The organism is Leptolyngbya sp. FACHB-261 (assembly GCF_014696065.1).
Lineage (GTDB): Bacteria > Cyanobacteriota > Cyanobacteriia > FACHB-261 > FACHB-261 > FACHB-261.
In genome coordinates this window covers 13779-29962 of the sequence record NZ_JACJPL010000008.1, presented here as the reverse complement: position 1 = coordinate 29962, position 16184 = coordinate 13779, and the positions used below count along the sequence as shown (strand labels likewise).

Here is a 16184-nt window from a genome sequence, read left to right as displayed (position 1 = left end):
TTTACATTACAGGTTTAGAATTATAGCTCTTCTCCAAACACAGGCTAAGAGTTTCAGACCATGAATTAGATTATGAGTTAGGTTATAAACTAGGTTACTAGCTAGGTCAAAAACTTTAGAGCCTTGACGGACTCCCAGTTTTTGATTCAGACTCTTGATCAAGACTCTTGATTTAGATTCTGGATTCAAGTTGAGAACAACAGTGCCTAGGTGAGCAAGACTATAGCAAAGTGAACTTTCGGCTTCGCGTTCATGTTTTTTCAATTGCAGGGATTTGATTGGGCACAACCCCTAGCTCAGGCAAAATGCTCTGGCAAATAGCTCTGGCTAGTGCCAGTGTGAATACAAAAAAAGAGCAACCTAATTCATGGGGGTTTATTAAAGCATTTATAGTTTTTTTGAAGCCTTCGTTCTGCTCTACCTTTCACCATTTGGTCCTGTACCAAGCTTCTATTTAAGCGTGGGCAAAACGCAGAACTTGGTTAGGACTTGGGGCCGGAACTGGCCTTGGAGCGGTCTAGCGCTGGCGCTGGTGCAAAAGTCAATAAAACGTTTAGGCAGTACAATCACGTTGAAAGCATACTAATATCAGTCTCTACTTGCAGTTGCACTTCCATCAATCAAACCCCCGCTTAACCTCTCCTAATCTATTCCTAATCTATTGATAGACATTGCATAGGGACACCACTTAAATCTAAGTTCTAGTAATTCATCCCTACTCCGACTCAGGCAGCAAATCAAAAACAACGTCTAACAATGTCTAACCTAGCCTCTGAATGCCTTCAGCAAAATGCTCAAAGAATCATGCAGTTGTGGGAAAAGCGGGCGCGTACTGAAGTTGGGGCATCGCTCCATCAAGACTCTTTGATCCTACAAGATTCGCTGCCTGAGTATCTGAAGCAATTGGTGGCTGAACTGTCAACCAAGATTGAAAGGACACCTGCCAGAATCAGAATCGATAAGCTAGAAAGTACTCGAATTGGCAAAAAACATGGACATGAGCGGGCGAGTTTTGCTGACTACTCCATGACCCAACTCATTTTTGAATACCACATTCTCCGTCAAGTTGTCTTTCAAGTGCTAGAGGAAGAAGCTCCTTTAGAAATCAGAGAACGGGACATTATTATCGACTCTATTGAGCAAGCGGTTAATGATGCGGCGACTCAATTCTCCCAAACGCTGCAAGATATTCAAGAAATATTTATGGTGACGCTGACCCACGACCTCAGAGGTCCACTCAACGTCATAAAGATGGGATCCCAACTGACTCTGCGACGGCTGGAAAAAAAAGACACTCATGCAAGCATCGTGGCAAAGATGCTCAATGCAGTCGATCGTTTAAATTCGATGATCCAAAATCTACTGGATGCCAGTCGGCTGCGGTCAGGGGAAAGCCTAAAGTTAGAATTTGAAGAATGTAGTTTAGATAGCCTTGTTCAAGATGTAGCCGAAGATTTGAACTTTACTTATGGCGAGCGCTTTGTCGTCGTCTCTGAGACTGATAGCAAAATCAGTTGCAGCCGTAAAGAGATTCAGCGAGTCATCGAAAATCTGGCCACTAACGCCATCAAGTATGGCGCTCCTGACACACCCATTACCCTCACGCTTCAGCCAACTGAAACCCAGATTAGCCTCACTGTTCACAATGAAGGCAAGCCGATCTCTTCAGAAGATAAATCTATTTTATTCCAACAATTTCGTCGCACCATCGCGGCTGAAGATCAGGCGGGATGGGGATTAGGCTTGTTTTTAGCAAAAAGCATTGTTGAGGCGCATCAGGGGACAATTGAAGTTGAAAGCGCAGAGGGTAAGGGCACAAGTTTTATTGTCAAGTTGCCCAAGCTTCCCGATTAGTGGTCTGATTTGCTGGTGCGGGCTGCGACGATACCGCATCACCCCTGGTCCGAGCGCCCCCCTAACCCCCCAACTCTGGAGGGAACTGAAGGGTGTGGTCTTCATTGCCTAATACCTACTCACTTTTTAATCGCTACACATACCCCTCCCAACCTCCCCTTGCCAAGGGGAGGAGCCGTAGGCAGTGGGGTTTTGATTTGTAGCTCTCATTTGGAGAGTTGGTATAACTTTTTGGTTTCAACCCCCTCCATTTAGGTTCCAACCCCCAACAACCCGGTTCAAACCCTAATCGTATTTGGTTTCAACCCTCAACAACCCGGTTCAGACCCTAATCATATTTGGTTTCGACCCCCAACAACCCGGTTCAAACCGTAATGGCATTTGGTTTCGACCCCCAACAGCCTAGGTCAAACCCTAATCGTATTTGGTTTCAACCCCCAACAACCCGGTTCAAACCCTAATTGCATTTGGTTCAGACCGTAATCGCATTTGGTTTCGACCCACAACGATTCGGTTCAAACCGTGGTTTTACCTAGGCGACAACCCCAGCCATCCGTAATTCCCCCAGATCGTTTTTAGCTATAGCTGCTTTTTTCCGTATTCTCAACAAGTTTTTTCAGTCTCAAACTTGGGCATACAAAAATAGAGCCTCGAAGCTAAGTCCAAAGCTCAAACTCAAGCCTCAAACAACGGTTCTAATACTTTGGAGATCTAAAACCATGCCCGCCAACTCTGTCAGCGCCGAATTTCCCCCTGCCAAACTTGAAGCTGTCCTCGCTGAGATTGCCGAACTCCGTAGCCACTTCTCCTTTGGAGTTAGCTTGACTCCCCAGGAGCGCCGCCTCATGATCCGCATCGGCGACAAAACCCGCTCCTTCGTGCGCACCGCCGTAGAAGTTGCCACCGAGAACCAGCAACTCATGCCCGGCTTCCTCGACGTTGCCGAAATGCAGCGCGATCTCGAACTGACCGAATCCCTGTCCCCCGTCTTGGAGGCCCTGGCCGAACTCCAGAGCCTAATCGAAGACACCTACATCGCCGCTGGCACCGAAGCCTACACCGCCGCCCGCGTCGCCTACCGTTCCGCCCGCGACAACAGCAAAGCCTTTGGCCTCAACCCCAGCGTTGACCGCTTGGGCCGTCGCTTCCGCAAAAATCGCAAACCCCAGTCCGATACCCCCTCGACATAGATGGCCCGTCGGCTCTCAATTGTGGAGCAGAAACCTGTAGGGACTTGAACCTGTAGGGACTTGGCAGTGCCAAGCCCCTACCCAAGCCCAAACCCCAACACTCGATCCAACCGTATAACCTGCTACTTGCCAAACACCGTAGAGTTGTGTAATCTCAGTAGCGATCTCATCGGCCAGCACCTAGTAGGAAGTGATTACTGCACTCCTACTAGGCTAACCCCCAAGCTGAGTAGACCAGCCCAGAGGCTAAGGGGCAGTTTAACACTGCCATCAGTTCTCACCCCCTAGGGCGAAAGGTGCAAGGGCGCGCGATGGGACCGGGGTAGCGAGGTCAAACTTGCTACCCCTCAAAAACCACGCACGTACGACACGCACATAGGAACTGAATTATGTGGACAACCTTTGGCACCCTCGGAACCGGGGAGCGCTTCTATTTCGCTGGCCATGTCGCCGTCAAGCTTGCCAGCGGCGGCATCAACATCCCCGGTCGCTTCCGCTGGGACGGCGAATCCGACCACCCCGGCTGGGAAATCTTCAACGGCACCCGCGTCCAAGCCTGCACCTGCCCGCGAGGTGAATAAGGAGACCTAAACGGAGACCTAACCCCCCAACCCCCTTCCCTGCGAGGGAAGGGGGAGGCAAAGCGCTACAACCCATACAAGAGCTAAGTAAGTCAACAACAAAATCCGGCTCCCCTCTCCTCGCAGGAGAGGGGCTGGGGGTGAGGTCCTCAAACCCCCAAACCCGGAGACCTAACCCCCCAACCCCCTTCCCTGCGAGGGAAGGGGGAGGCAAAGCGCTACAACCCATACAAGAGCTAAGTAAGTCAACAATAAAATCCGGCTCCCCTCTCCCCGCGGGAGAGGGGCTGGGGGTGAGGTCCTCAGAAACCCCCCGACCCCCTTCTCTCTTACTTACACCTAGAGGGAAGGCGGAGTCATTAAACCCCATACAAGAGCCAACTAAGTCAACAATAAAATCCGGCCCCCCTCTCCCCGCGGGAGAGGGGCTGGGGGTGAGGTCCCTCCAACCAAATTGCGCCTATCATTCCTAGAATGTAAGCGCTTTTCTCCCAGCTTTTAGCGAGTTCCTGCCAAGCTTTTTAGTTCCGAACCCACATACCACCATCCCCTGATTTGCCTAATTTGCCTACTCTGCAAACCCTAAGCTCAGGCTGTTAGCTTAGTCCCATGACAGAAGCCTTCGCAGAATCCGATGGCAATCCAGAAGAATTGCGGCCAGAAGGATTGCAGTTAGAAAAATTGCAAATCGTCCTGGCTCAGTTAGAGCAGCAGAATAAACTACTGCTTCTGTCACAGCGAGCTATGGCTACTGAGCATCGGCAATACCGAGAGCTTTCTCAGTCAGGCAACGAAGGCTATTTAATCACCAACCACCTAGGCATCATTCAGGCTGCCAACCAACAAGCAGCGCAAATGCTAGGCTGCCCGCTCAAGCATTTAATCGGTAAACCCCTAGCGGTTCTTGTTGTCTTGTCTGAACGTCGGCGGTTTAGACAACTTCTAGCTGAGCTGAATCGTACAGACCTCAATACTGAATCCGGCCAGTGGCAATTCCAGTTGCAACCCTACAGTCAGCCAGCTTTTGTCGCCGAACTGAGCGTCACCACGGTTCAGAACTCGGCAGGCCAAATCTCAGCCCTACATTTCTATCTACGCAATACTGCCACGGCTGAGCAGGCCAGCACCGAGCTGCAACAAGCCCTCGACTTCGAGGCCGCCTTGAAGCGGATCACCGACCAGGTTCGAGACAGCCTGGACGAGCAACAGATCTTGCAGACCGCAGTGCGAGAGTTAGGGCTCGTGCTCAATGCCAGCAACTGCGCCATCAGCCTGTATGACTTCTATGACCCACATGGCCGCGACCCACATGGCCGCTCTCGGCTGAGTCACCAGTTCTCCACCACCTTCCCCCAGAACCCTGAAACCCCAATGGCAAGCTGGCCCGAGATCTATAACCAGCTCCTACAAGGTCAAGAGCTTCAGTTCTGCCATTTAGAGCCGCCCAGCCCGCAGCCGCAGGCCGCTATATTGGCCTGTCCTATTCTAGGTAGCGGCGTAATTGGCGATATTTGGCTATATAAGCTCAAAGACAGTAGCTTTTCTGACCTAGAGGTCCGTTTAGTTCGCCAGGTTGCTAATCAGTGCGCTATTGCCATTCGCCAAGCTCGTTTTTATCAAGCCGCTCAAGCCCAAACTCAAGCCCAAACCCAAGAACTAGAGCAGCTAGATCAACTCAAAAACGAGTTTTTAAGCACCATCTCCCACGAGCTGCGCACACCTTTAAGTAATATAAAGCTGGCTATTAATATGCTGAAGATTGGCTTCAATCAGCTAAAGCCATTGCTCCAAGCCTCGGCTACTGATTCTCTAGCCAGAACAGACCCTAATTTAGCAATTCAGAAACTCAATCACTATTTACAAATCCTAGAGAACGAATGTAATCGGGAAGTCGAACTCATTGAGGACCTGCTCACCTTTCAGCAGCCCAGGATTAATACAGATTCCTCCTCGCTAGAACCGATTCAACTACAACCTTGGCTGTCCGAAATTCTGCAATCTTTTCAGCCGCAAGCTCAAGCCCAACAGCAGCGTCTAACTCTAGACGTACCCGCTGCTTTGCCGACTTTGGTTTGCGACGCATCTAACCTAAGACGGGTTATCAAGGAGTTATTAGTTAATGCTTGCAAATATACTCCTTCCGATGAAGAAATCACCCTGTCAGCTTGTATCAACACTGATACAGTTCAACTCAGCGTCAGTAACACGGGTATAGAAATTCCACCTCAGTCATTGCCCCATCTATTCGAACGTTTTTACCGGGTTCCCAATAGTGATCCCTGGAAGTACGGTGGTACTGGCCTTGGTTTAGCCCTGGTGCAGAGATTAACCGAGCAGCTAGGTGGCAAAATTTGGGTAGAAAGCAGTTCAGATCGAACAACCTTTACACTAGAGTGGCCCTGTCGCTTTCAAGACTGATAGGAGGCAGATCAGGCGTCAGACCAGATGGCAAAGTATCTTAAAGTCTATGCTGTCATTCTCATCACGCAACCTCTTAACATCTTTCGATATACTGATGAAGAATTTTTAGGGCCTTTCTAGGCTTCTAGTCTGACCACCTTCTTTTAGACTCAACTTAAGTAAACAGAAAAAGTGGACCAAGCACGCAGGATGGTAGGGGGGCTTCTGACACAGCAAATTGAAGAAGCGCTGCGCAGAGCAACTGTCCTGCAACAGTGTATTGATGAAGCCCCTGACTCAAAAAACGATCTGGTCAAGGAATCCCTCGATCAGCTTCACTCAACCCTAGAAGAATTACGGGTATCTGAAGAAGAATTGCGGATACAGAATGAGCAGTTGGTAGCAGCCCGCGCCGCCGCTGAAACTCAAGAGCAACGCTACCGTGAATTGTTCGAATTCGCGCCTGATGGCTACCTCGTCACCGACAGCAATGGTGTCATTCAACAAGCCAACCGCGTAGCTTCTCAACTGCTCAATGTTGAACAGCATTTCCTGGTCGGTAAACCGCTAGCGCTGTTTATTGATATACCCATGCGCTCTGTTTTTCGCAGCAAGCTGTGGTGGCTACAACAGGGCAGGCCCGTCCAGGAATGGGAAGTCCACTTACAACCCCGAGAGCAATCCCCCTTTGAGGCTGCTCTCACCGTTGCGGCCATGCCTGGGCTACAGAGTGAAGCAGTCGTGCTGCGCTGGCTAGTGCGCGACATCAGCACGCGCAGACAAAAAGAAGAACAGCTGCGCCGCATCCAAACTCAGAACATGCATCTGTTGGAAGTCAGCCGGCTGAAATCGCAGTTCCTCGCCACCATGTCCCACGAGCTGCGCACGCCAATGAATGCCATTCTTGGCTTCGCGCAACTGCTGCTCCGCCCTAAGCAAAAGTTGGCGCCGCCGCAACAAGACATGCTAGAGCGAATCCTAAACAATGGCAAAAACCTGCTACGACTGATCGACGATATTCTCGATATCTCCAGACTCGAATCTGGCCGTATGGAATTGCGACCAGAGCGATTCAATCTCACTGAGCTGGTGCATGAAACCATAGACGAACTACGGCCCCTGGCTGTAGAGCAAAAGCTGGACTTGCAAATCAGGGCCGATCTCCCTGATCCTTGGGTGGTCAACGACCCAGACCGCCTGCGTCAAGTGCTGGTCAACTTGCTTTCCAACGCCATTAAGTTCACTGAAGTTGGCGAAGTTCGGGTAGCTATCCAGGAGCCAATCCCCGACTTCCTCTTACTAGAGGTTCAGGACACCGGTATCGGTATTGCTTCCACCGACATAGAATCCATTTTTCAAGAGTTTCACCAGGCCAATCAATCCTTCACGCGTCGGTATGGTGGGACGGGCTTAGGGTTAGCAATTACTCGTTCCCTAGTCAAGCTCATGGGCGGCGCCATCACAGTAAACAGTGAAGTCAACCAGGGCTCTACCTTTCGAGTGAGGCTACCCCGTCAAGTTAAAGCTGCGGCGCAGCGGAATGCCAGCTTAGAGTTATAGCTGGAGTTATTGCTAAGGAGTGATTTCTAGCCTTATTGATTGTGACTAACCTAGGACTATAACGACCAGATACAAACCATCAATAAGGATTTAAGGATTTAGCCATGAAACTCAATTTACCAAAGGTTATCGGAGCCAGTGCAGTCGCGCTGAGCTTGGCGACTCTGACCACCGTTCTACCTGCCTCTGCGCAAACAAATACCACCGGCACCTCTAACGTCGACACCACTCCCGATGGTGTTTTTGATGGCAACTACGCCGATGGCGATTGGGGCCTGCTGGGTCTGCTAGGTCTTTTCGGCCTGCTAGGCCGCAAGAGTGAAAAACAGGACGATGGTACAGTCGCACGTTATCGTGACCCCGAGGTTGTCGGCACCCCTGGTTCCAGCGACTACTAAGACTACTAAACGCCTCACCCATTGACCACCTGAGTCAAACAGTAGCCCCCAGTGCAGCGTCAGTTGCGACTGGGGGCTTTGACCTCACCCCCAGCCCCTCTCCCGCGGGGAGAGGGGAGCCGGATTTGGGGTTGGCCTTATCGGCTTTTATGGGTTTTACCGCCTTGCCTCCCCCTTCCCTCGCAGGGAAGGGGGCTGGGGGGTTAGGTCTCCAACCTGGGGAGCCGGATTTTATTATTGACTTACTTAGCTCTTGTATGGGTTTAATTCCTTGCCTCCCCCTTCCCTCCGGGTGTAAGTAAGAGAGAAGGGGGTTGGGGGGTTAGGTCTCCGAAGGCTCATCTAGGCGTTCAGGCTCCTGCACCCCGGTCAAGCGGTTCCAGAGCGGGTAGTCCATTTCGGACTTGGGCACATACCAGTTATCAGGCCCAGCTTCCATGTTTCCCATTGCCGTGAACTCCTTGCGTTCCGGATCCTTTAGGTCCAGATATTTAGCACCCTGCTGCAAACGGGTTCCGGTAGGCAATACCCGAATTTTCTTCAGGTCGCCGCTGTTATAGCCTTCCAGATATTGATGGAGTTCCTTGATTTCAAACGCATTGGGAGAATCTTTTTCAGAGGATGAACTCTCCAGCCCAGTGTTCTGACCCGCTTGTGGGTTAGGGTTCAAATCCTGTTGCCATTCATCAGGCTGCTGGTCGTTTGGCCGTCCCTGTTTTTGAGTTTGAGCCATGATTGATTTCTCCTTAAAACAGATCTTTGCCTTGCCATACCGAGGCATAGGCAATAACCTTCAGTAAACTCATTTGTGCCCACAAATACCCCATCCCCAGGCCTAGATCTAGCTCGCTACCCATAGCAACAATGCCTTAGACCTTCAACTTAAAATACCTTGACCCTGGGACATAAAAAGCTCCAGACACGCGAGCACAAATCTGTACCAAAGAGCAGAGCTCCATTTTCGTAGAAGGTGGAAAATAAAACCAACGAGGCTCACTAGAATCTATCTAAATAACTTGACCTTATAAAAGCTGGAGAAACGCCATGTGGAGAGCAAACGTTTTAATCAACAGAGTCAGAGGTTGGCTAAAGTCACTGCCCAGAACCCAAGCAGACTACCGCACCAGCCATAGTCAAGACCAACCCTTTGAAAACCTACCAACCCCTTGGATGATTGCTCAAGTTGAGGCTGAAGAAGATCCGCGCATTCCTTAATCACCTTCTTTAACCAAAAGCTTTGAGCAAAACAACTCCTCAAAAACCACTTAAAATCACTCACTAAACCAGCCTTAACTACCCTTAAAAGCCATGCAATCGATGCAGCAGCCCATTACCCAAGCTGCTTATCCCTACCTGCTCTTCTTGCCCCAGCGCTATGAAGAACAATCGTGGCCGCTCATCCTGTTTCTGCATGGTGCTGGTGAGCGTGGCTCAGATCTAAACCGAGTGAAACAGCACGGCATTGCCAAGCTGGTTGAAGAACAGGCCAATTTCCCCTTCATCACCGTCTCGCCCCAATGTCCCCAGGGTCAACATTGGCAAGTGTCGCTCCTGAGCACCCTGCTCGACCAAGTCACCCAGACCTATCGCGTTGATCCATCCCGGATCTATCTAACTGGCCTGAGCATGGGTGGCTACGGCACTTGGTATTTGGCCGCTGCCCAACCGCAACGCTTTGCTGCCATCGCACCCATCTGTGGTGGCGGCAACCCCAAACAAGCTTGCGAGCTTAAGGATTTACCAGTCTGGGCCTTTCATGGCGCCCGCGACCGGATCGTGCCGCTCAGCGAAACCGAACTCATGGTCAAAGCCCTGGAAGCCTGCGGCGGCAATGTCAAGTTCACCATCTACCCCGAAGCTGGCCACAATTCCTGGACCCAAACCTACAACAACCCAGACCTGTACGCTTGGTTCCTAGAACATCGCAGCCGTCTTGACTCCGCTCAGGAGCTGAGAGCTTGAGTGGACTTGTTACTGGGCTTGTTACTGGGCTTGAATGTAGGCGCTTAGCGTCTTCGCAACTGCTTAGCGATAAACTCCCCCAACACCTGCACCAGTTGCACCAGCACGATCAGCACCAGCACCGTTGCTAGCATCACCTCTGTTTGGAAGCGCTGGTAGCCGTAGCGAATAGCCAAATCGCCCAACCCACCCCCACCAACCGCACCGGCCATCGCCGAGTAGTTCAACAAACTAATCACGGTGATCGTGATGCCCAACACCAGTGAGGGCAAAGCCTCTGGAATCAGCACCTTGAGGATAATCTGCCAGTAATCGCAGCCCATCGCCTGAGCCGCCTCCACCAAGCCCCGATCCACTTCCAGCAGCGCAGTTTCGGCAATGCGAGCGAAAAAGGGAATCGCTGCAATCGTCAAGGGCACTAGCGCTGCGGTACTACCAATCGAAGTGCCCACCACCAGCCGCGTCAGTGGAATCAAAGCCACCAGCAAAATAATGAATGGCAACGAGCGACCAACATTGACCACCGAGCCCAACAGCTGATTGAACCCTGGTGCCGCCAGAATATTCCCCCGTCGGGTCGCCACCAAGACTAGCCCCAAGGGCAAGCCCAGCAAGATCGTAAACAAGGTAGAGACGCCCACCATGTAGAGGCTCTCCAGCGTCGCCGCCCACAAATTTTGCAATAAGACCAGTCCTTCCATCACTGCACCTTCACGCGCAAGCCGAGATCTTGTAAATAGGCCAGAGCCGGTTGCAACTGCGCCCCGGCAAGCTCTACTTGCAACTGACCAATGCGCTGAGTGCTCACCGCTTCAATGCTGCCGCTGAGGATATTCACCTCCAAGTCAAAGCGCCGCACCAGTGTAGAGATAAACGGCTGGGTTGCAGCCTCGCCAACAAAGGTAATCGTGGCCACGATTGCACCGGCCTGGGGTACATGACCATTCAGGTGGGGGAAGAATTCTTGAGCCAGCAGCGAATCCGGCTGAGCCACCAATTCCTTGACCGGCCCCTGCTCAACGATGCGCCCCGCCTCCAACACCGCCACACTGTCGCAAATCTGCTTCACCACACTCATCTCGTGGGTGATCAGCAGGATCGTCAGCCCCAAGCGCCGATTGAGATCGCGTAATAGCTCAAGAATCGAGCGCGTGGTTTGCGGATCTAGAGCCGAAGTGGCCTCATCCGACAACAGCACCTTTGGTTCAGACGCCAGCGCCCGCGCAATGCCAACGCGCTGCTTCTGTCCGCCCGAGAGTTGCGCCGGATAGACCTGCGCTTTGCCCTCCAAACCAACCAGAGCCAGCAGTTCCTCCACCCTGGCTCGGCGCTTGCGGCGGCTATAACCAATCACCTCCAGCGGAAAGGCTACATTGTCCGCTACGGTCCGCGAACTCAGCAGATTGAAATGCTGAAAGATCATGCCAATCTGCTGACGGGCTCGTCGCAATTCAGGCCCAGACAACTGAGTCAGCTCCTGCCCATCTACCCGAATTGAGCCCGAGGTAGGCCGCTCCAGTAAGTTAACGCAACGGATCAGCGTACTTTTGCCCGCGCCACTCTGACCCAGAACGCCGAAAACCTCACCTGGCTGGACATCAAGGCTAACCCCATCCAGAGCCACTAACTCCAGACCGCCCTGACCATACACTTTGCGCAGATCCTGAATTGTGATCACGGGCCTCCTGCTTCAGTCGATCAGAATACAGAAATCAGAACGCAGGAATCACTGCCCCTTGATACTTATCATCAATAAATTGTTTGACCTCAGGTGAGTTCAGCAGCTTGGCTAAAGTTTGCACTGGAGGATCATTCTCCCGGCCTCGCAGCACGGCTAAAACATTGGCGTAGGGGTTATCTTTGGCCGACTCTAAAGCCAAGGCATCTTGGCTGGGCTTCAGGTCAGATTCCAACGCATAGTTGCCATTAATCACAGCAATCGAAACATCATCGAGAGCCCGTGGCAACTGGGCCGCTTCGAGTTCCTTAATCTCCAGATCTTTAGAGTTACCTGTGATGTCCTGCACAGTTGCTGCAACCCCTACGCCCTGCTTCAGTTGCAGGAGATTATTGTTGGCCAAAAGCAGCAAGGCTCGACCCGCATTAGTAGCATCATTGGGAATAGCCGTAAGGCCCTTCTCCGGCACCTCAGTCAGAGACTTAACCTTTCTGGAGTAGATTCCTAAGGGCTCGATATGCACCTTAGTAACGGCAACCATATCGATGCCTCGCTCTTTGCCAAAATCTTCCATATAGGGCACATGTTGGAAAAAGTTGGCATCGATCTGAGCATCTTTTAAGGCCAAATTGGGCTGAACATAGTCGGTAAATTCGACGATTTGCAGATCTAAGCCAGCTTGAGTTGCCAGATTATCCTTGACGAAATTTAGAATTTCAGCGTGTGGAACGGGTGAGGCACCCACTTTGATCGCAAGACTTTGCCCCGCTCCTGTTGACCCGGAAGGTGCAGCAGTTTGGCTGGCTCCACAGCCAGAAACAACCACAGTAATAAATGTCAGAAATGCTACAAGTGCGTAAACAAACCTCTTCATGAGTTCTCTTTCTCGAGGGTTCCTAATACTTTGGTCTATCCTTGTGCCTGTTCAACTAACTGCCTAATCCCTGCTTAATCCAAGCCATTCCTTGACCCATGCAGCCAAGGACATTTCCAAAACTCCGGTTATTCGACCGGAATAATGGAGTAGGTGCATAATACAGAGGGATGCTTGAAAGTTCAAGTGCTTTCAATACAACCGACCATGTATCTGGTAATGCATTTGGCAATGCAACTGGCAACGCAACTGAAAATCTACAGGGCAACCTAGCAGACAACTCAGTAGAAGTTTAGATATCGCTAGGCTCTGGGCACGAGAGACTAAATCCAATTGAATTCGATCCTCTCAAGCCAAACCAGGAATACACAACCTTCACAAAATCAGCAGTATTAACCGCTGGACGTGAGCAATCTACGTATTGATTTGGCCGGTCGGGAACAGATTGAGTCAAACTGGCATCGGTGAAGCAGAGTTAGTGACTGGAGCCTGGACCATGCGCAGAGCGCTGCTATTTGCCTCAAGATTTGCCATCGGCTTGCTATTAGTAACTCTATGCTCTGTGGGCTGGCTGATGGTTTCGATGTCGCCAAACCAGATCGATGGTGGAATTGCCAGCGTTAGTATTTTCCAGGATCCACAAGATCATCAAAATCATCTGCGCATCCCTGGGCATCAATTCGCTTGTACTGAGCAAGGGGTAACGGACCACTGTCAATTCACATTACGCGACCAGCCTCTAAAGATGACAGTCATTTACGAAAATGAAGTTAGAAAACAATTTGCTTCTGACGTGAAATGCCAGGCAACCTATGCCGGTCGGCCAGTAAACTGCGGAGTGAGCTACGATTTCGCTTCAGGCACGTTACCCAATCTCTCGATTCAAGACAGTTTGGGTTTAAGCAACCAGGATTTGCAAGCGCTGCGACAGCAGTATTTCTTCGCGCAGTTCAATGATGATCGATGGATGCAATTAACCTCAACCATAGCCATCATTGCTGGCCTTATCACCACTATGTTCATTTGGTTGTACACAGGTCAGCAACTCATTAACTCGCGCAACGTGCAGGTTACCAAACTTGTTGCCAGCGTCAATGGCGGTATTTTCGTGTTTGGCTTACTGTGGGGTTCCTTCTTCATGAGCCTGCTGGGGCTTAACCTCATAGATTAGAGGACAGCTTCTAGGCCCCTTAACCAACAAGTTTGGCCCCATTCCATTCCATTACAGCAGAGCACTACAGCCTGCTCATGCCGCCGTCAATGATCACCTCACTACCCAACATGAACGAGGATTCAGACGAGGATTCATCGGAAACCAAAAACACATTATTGATTTGGCCGGTCGGGAACAGATTGAGTCAAACTGGCATCGGTGAAGCAGAGTTAGTAACTGGAGCCTAGACCATGCGCAGAGCGCTGCTATTTGCCTCAAGATTTGCCATCGGCTTGCTACTGGTGACTCTATGCTCTGTAGGCTGGCTGATAGTTTCGATGTCGCCATACCAGCTCGATGGTGGACCTGCCAGCGTTAGTATCTTGCCGAATCCACAAGAGTATCAAAATCGTCTGCGCATCTCCGGGCACCAACTCGCCTGCAATAAGCAAGGGACAATAGACCGCTGCCAATTCACGCTGCGCGATCAACCCCTAGAAATGACGATCACTTATAAAGATGAGGTTAGAAAACAATTCGATTCTGTGGTGAAATGTCAGGCAACCTATGACGGTCGGCCAGTAGCCTGTAGCATTAGCTATGACTACGTATCAGGCGCGTTACCCAACCTCACAATTGAGGACAGCCTGGGTTTAAGCAACCAGGATTTGCAAGCGCTGCGACAGCAGTATTTCGTTGCGCAGTTTGGTGATGGTGGTTGGATGCAATTAACCTCAAATGTAGCCATTGCTGCTGGCCTTATCGCCACTACTTTCATCTGGTTACACACAGGGCAGCGACTCAAAACCTTTACGGCGATCAGTGCAGGTGTCGGCGTATTTGGTCTTCTCTATACAGCATCCATGCTGTTTATGCCCTCTATAATGTTGTCTGCTGCGCGCTTTATCGGGCGGCATGGGTCAAGTTTAGGCATGCTTCCTATAGTGTCCTTGTTTGGGGCCAGTATACCGATCACAGCGGGGCTGTTTACGGCCTTAGCCGTTGAGCGATGGGTGAACCAACCCAATAAAGTCCTGGTTTGTCTGAGTAGTGTAACGGGCAGCAGCTTTGCCCTCCTCAGCTTGTTAATTTACTCTCGTATTTACTCTAGTGGCGGTGCCAGCTTCAGCCTTATTGCAGCTGCTTTGGCTGTTACAGGTTTATCCATCGCCCTGCTAGTTAACTCACGCAATGTGCGGGTTGCCAAACTTGTTGCCAGCGTCAATGGTGGTATTGCCGTGTTTGGCTTACTGTGGTACTCCTTCTTCATGAGCCTAGTAGTGCTTAACCTCGTAGATTAGAGGACAGCTTCTAAGCCCCTTACCCCCTAACAACAAGTTTGGCCCCATTCCATACTGTAGAGCGCTACAGCGTGCTCATGCCGCCGTCAATGATCACCTCACTACCCAGCATGAACGAGGATTCATCGGAGGCCAAAAACACAACTGCCTTTGCTATCTCCACCGGGTTGCCAAATCGTTTCAGAGGGACCTGCTCTTGGATTCCCTCTGCCATCTTCTGCGCTACTTCCGCCGGGATGTTCAGCTTTCCATAAATCGGCGTTGAGATAGGCCCAGGACTGACGGCATTGACCCGAATTCCTCGGCCTACCAGTTCGCCAGATAGAGTTCTTGCCAGCGAAAGCATAGCCGCCTTACTGGCACCATAGACGCTAGAGTTGGGCATGCCGATATGGGCATTGATCGATGTGTTCAGGACAATCGAGGCGGGGTTAGCAAGTCCAGGCAGCAGACTTTGAATCAGAAAGTATGGGCCTTTGAAATTGATGGCAATCTGTTTGTCAAAAGCTGCTTCATCCCAGGCTTCTATAGGATTGAAGAGACCAACCCCAGCATTGAGAAATACCACATCAAGTTTGTCAAAGGCTCGTGTGACTTCTTCTGCCAAGAGCTTTTGGGCACCAATATCACCCGCATCACTCTTGATCACAATCACTTCTTTGCCTAATTCCTCCTGTGCCTTCGCTAAGGTGTCCGGATTTTGCCCCGTTACCGCAACACGTGCACCCTCAGCTAGAAATTGCTTGGCCGTTTCAAGCCCAATACCTGACGTTCCGCCCGTGATTAAGGCTCGTTTTCCTTGTAAGCGGTTCATGCAATTATTTCTATGATGGATTAAATGGATTCTAAAGGACAGCCAGAAGATCTGCCAACACCATCTTAAAAACGCCAGTTAAAATTCTCCTAAGCAAAGAATTATCTGCTTCCAATTGCTTGCTCTCTATTTGATCTCTATCAAATAAGGCAGTACACAAACTTGATTTCAGGCAAGGGGACACTAATCGAGGAAGACACAATATTGCTCTGAGAAGCGCGGCTTCCACACCACTAGCTTACGACGGATACCAATGCTGGAAAAAGTTGAATGTTAAGTCTGTCATGTTAAGCAACCCAATCAGAGCTTTTCATAGGCAGAAGCCAGGAGCAAAGCTAACCCAGAGATTGGAGGCACTAGCTCCTAGCAACTTGTTGCAGATTTTACCAGGCAGGAATGTCTAACCAGCAAAGCCCTGT

15 protein-coding genes are annotated in these 16184 nt (G+C 50.7%); 10 read left to right on the top strand and 5 right to left on the bottom strand.

Going from position 1 to position 16184, the window contains the following annotated elements:
- Window positions 1-906 precede the first annotated feature (906 nt).
- From H6F94_RS31545 to H6F94_RS04040, 6 genes are all read left to right on the top strand, one after another.
- Window positions 907-1854, top strand: coding sequence for a sensor histidine kinase (locus H6F94_RS31545; protein ID WP_199320202.1), 948 nt, complete (start codon window positions 907-909; stop codon window positions 1852-1854).
- 719 nt (window positions 1855-2573) lie between these two features.
- Window positions 2574-3044 carry a hypothetical protein gene (locus tag H6F94_RS04060; protein ID WP_190800958.1) on the top strand — a complete coding sequence of 157 codons (471 nt, stop codon included), beginning with the start codon at window positions 2574-2576 and terminating at the stop codon, window positions 3042-3044.
- A gap of 389 nt (window positions 3045-3433) precedes the next feature.
- Window positions 3434-3625 (top strand): hypothetical protein, encoded by a 192-nt coding sequence (locus tag H6F94_RS04055; protein ID WP_190800957.1) that lies wholly within the window; start codon window positions 3434-3436, stop codon window positions 3623-3625.
- Window positions 3626-4234: 609 nt separating this feature from the next.
- Window positions 4235-6043, top strand: a complete 1809-nt coding sequence (locus tag H6F94_RS04050) for a sensor histidine kinase (RefSeq protein ID WP_190800956.1) — start codon at window positions 4235-4237, stop codon at window positions 6041-6043.
- A 192-nt stretch (window positions 6044-6235) separates the two neighbouring features.
- Window positions 6236-7585: a PAS domain-containing sensor histidine kinase gene (locus H6F94_RS04045; RefSeq protein WP_190800955.1), complete on the top strand. Its 1350-nt coding sequence runs from the start codon at window positions 6236-6238 to the stop codon at window positions 7583-7585.
- Window positions 7586-7689: 104 nt separating this feature from the next.
- Window positions 7690-7983, top strand: coding sequence for a WGxxGxxG family protein (locus H6F94_RS04040; protein ID WP_190800954.1), 294 nt, complete (start codon window positions 7690-7692; stop codon window positions 7981-7983).
- 322 nt (window positions 7984-8305) lie between these two features.
- On the opposite strand, the gene H6F94_RS04035 is transcribed toward H6F94_RS04040, so the two are convergent.
- On the bottom strand, window positions 8306-8716 hold the full coding sequence (locus H6F94_RS04035; RefSeq protein ID WP_190800953.1) for a hypothetical protein: 411 nt from the start codon (window positions 8714-8716) through the stop codon (window positions 8306-8308).
- Window positions 8717-9027: 311 nt separating this feature from the next.
- On the opposite strand from H6F94_RS04035, the gene H6F94_RS04030 reads away from it, so the two are divergent.
- Window positions 9028-9198, top strand: a complete 171-nt coding sequence (locus tag H6F94_RS04030) for a hypothetical protein (protein WP_190800952.1) — start codon at window positions 9028-9030, stop codon at window positions 9196-9198.
- A 93-nt stretch (window positions 9199-9291) separates the two neighbouring features.
- Complete coding sequence (locus H6F94_RS04025; protein WP_190800951.1) at window positions 9292-9945, top strand: carboxylesterase family protein; 654 nt, start codon at window positions 9292-9294, stop codon at window positions 9943-9945.
- A gap of 44 nt (window positions 9946-9989) precedes the next feature.
- Here the strand turns inward: H6F94_RS04025 and H6F94_RS04020 are convergent, their stop codons facing one another.
- From H6F94_RS04020 to H6F94_RS04010, 3 genes are read right to left on the bottom strand one after another with little or no spacing between them, the layout of a single operon-like run.
- Window positions 9990-10646 carry a methionine ABC transporter permease gene (locus H6F94_RS04020; RefSeq protein WP_190800950.1) on the bottom strand — a complete coding sequence of 219 codons (657 nt, stop codon included), beginning with the start codon at window positions 10644-10646 and terminating at the stop codon, window positions 9990-9992.
- Window positions 10646-11623, bottom strand: coding sequence for a methionine ABC transporter ATP-binding protein (locus tag H6F94_RS04015; protein ID WP_190800949.1), 978 nt, complete (start codon window positions 11621-11623; stop codon window positions 10646-10648). Before H6F94_RS04015 ends, H6F94_RS04020 begins: the two co-directional genes overlap by 1 nt.
- Window positions 11624-11657: 34 nt before the next feature.
- Window positions 11658-12497 carry a MetQ/NlpA family ABC transporter substrate-binding protein gene (locus tag H6F94_RS04010; RefSeq protein WP_190800948.1) on the bottom strand — a complete coding sequence of 280 codons (840 nt, stop codon included), beginning with the start codon at window positions 12495-12497 and terminating at the stop codon, window positions 11658-11660.
- A gap of 445 nt (window positions 12498-12942) precedes the next feature.
- Here H6F94_RS04010 and H6F94_RS04005 point away from each other — a divergent pair, with 445 nt between their 5' ends.
- Both H6F94_RS04005 and H6F94_RS04000 read left to right on the top strand, forming a co-directional pair.
- Window positions 12943-13668 (top strand): hypothetical protein, encoded by a 726-nt coding sequence (locus H6F94_RS04005; protein ID WP_190800947.1) that lies wholly within the window; start codon window positions 12943-12945, stop codon window positions 13666-13668.
- A 233-nt stretch (window positions 13669-13901) separates the two neighbouring features.
- Entirely contained in the window at window positions 13902-14951 is a 1050-nt protein-coding gene (locus H6F94_RS04000; protein WP_190800946.1) for a hypothetical protein, read from the top strand.
- A 64-nt stretch (window positions 14952-15015) separates the two neighbouring features.
- On the opposite strand, the gene H6F94_RS03995 is transcribed toward H6F94_RS04000, so the two are convergent.
- Window positions 15016-15765 carry an SDR family oxidoreductase gene (locus tag H6F94_RS03995; RefSeq protein WP_190800945.1) on the bottom strand — a complete coding sequence of 250 codons (750 nt, stop codon included), beginning with the start codon at window positions 15763-15765 and terminating at the stop codon, window positions 15016-15018.
- Window positions 15766-16184: the final 419 nt, after the last annotated feature.

What these genes read in the sequence shown, in the direction of transcription:
- H6F94_RS04060 (WP_190800958.1), top strand. Translation starts at nt 2,574, where the DNA reads ATGCCCGCCAACTCTGTCAGCGCCGAATTTCCCCCTGCCAAACTTGAA.
- H6F94_RS04055 (WP_190800957.1), top strand. Translation starts at nt 3,434, where the DNA reads ATGTGGACAACCTTTGGCACCCTCGGAACCGGGGAGCGCTTCTATTTC.
- H6F94_RS04050 (WP_190800956.1), top strand. Translation starts at nt 4,235, where the DNA reads ATGACAGAAGCCTTCGCAGAATCCGATGGCAATCCAGAAGAATTGCGG.
- H6F94_RS04045 (WP_190800955.1), top strand. Translation starts at nt 6,236, where the DNA reads ATGGTAGGGGGGCTTCTGACACAGCAAATTGAAGAAGCGCTGCGCAGA.
- H6F94_RS04040 (WP_190800954.1), top strand. Translation starts at nt 7,690, where the DNA reads ATGAAACTCAATTTACCAAAGGTTATCGGAGCCAGTGCAGTCGCGCTG.
- H6F94_RS04035 (WP_190800953.1), bottom strand. Translation starts at nt 8,716, where the DNA reads ATGGCTCAAACTCAAAAACAGGGACGGCCAAACGACCAGCAGCCTGAT.
- H6F94_RS04030 (WP_190800952.1), top strand. Translation starts at nt 9,028, where the DNA reads ATGTGGAGAGCAAACGTTTTAATCAACAGAGTCAGAGGTTGGCTAAAG.
- H6F94_RS04025 (WP_190800951.1), top strand. Translation starts at nt 9,292, where the DNA reads ATGCAATCGATGCAGCAGCCCATTACCCAAGCTGCTTATCCCTACCTG.
- H6F94_RS04020 (WP_190800950.1), bottom strand. Translation starts at nt 10,646, where the DNA reads ATGGAAGGACTGGTCTTATTGCAAAATTTGTGGGCGGCGACGCTGGAG.
- H6F94_RS04010 (WP_190800948.1), bottom strand. Translation starts at nt 12,497, where the DNA reads ATGAAGAGGTTTGTTTACGCACTTGTAGCATTTCTGACATTTATTACT.
- H6F94_RS04000 (WP_190800946.1), top strand. Translation starts at nt 13,902, where the DNA reads ATGCGCAGAGCGCTGCTATTTGCCTCAAGATTTGCCATCGGCTTGCTA.
- H6F94_RS03995 (WP_190800945.1), bottom strand. Translation starts at nt 15,765, where the DNA reads ATGAACCGCTTACAAGGAAAACGAGCCTTAATCACGGGCGGAACGTCA.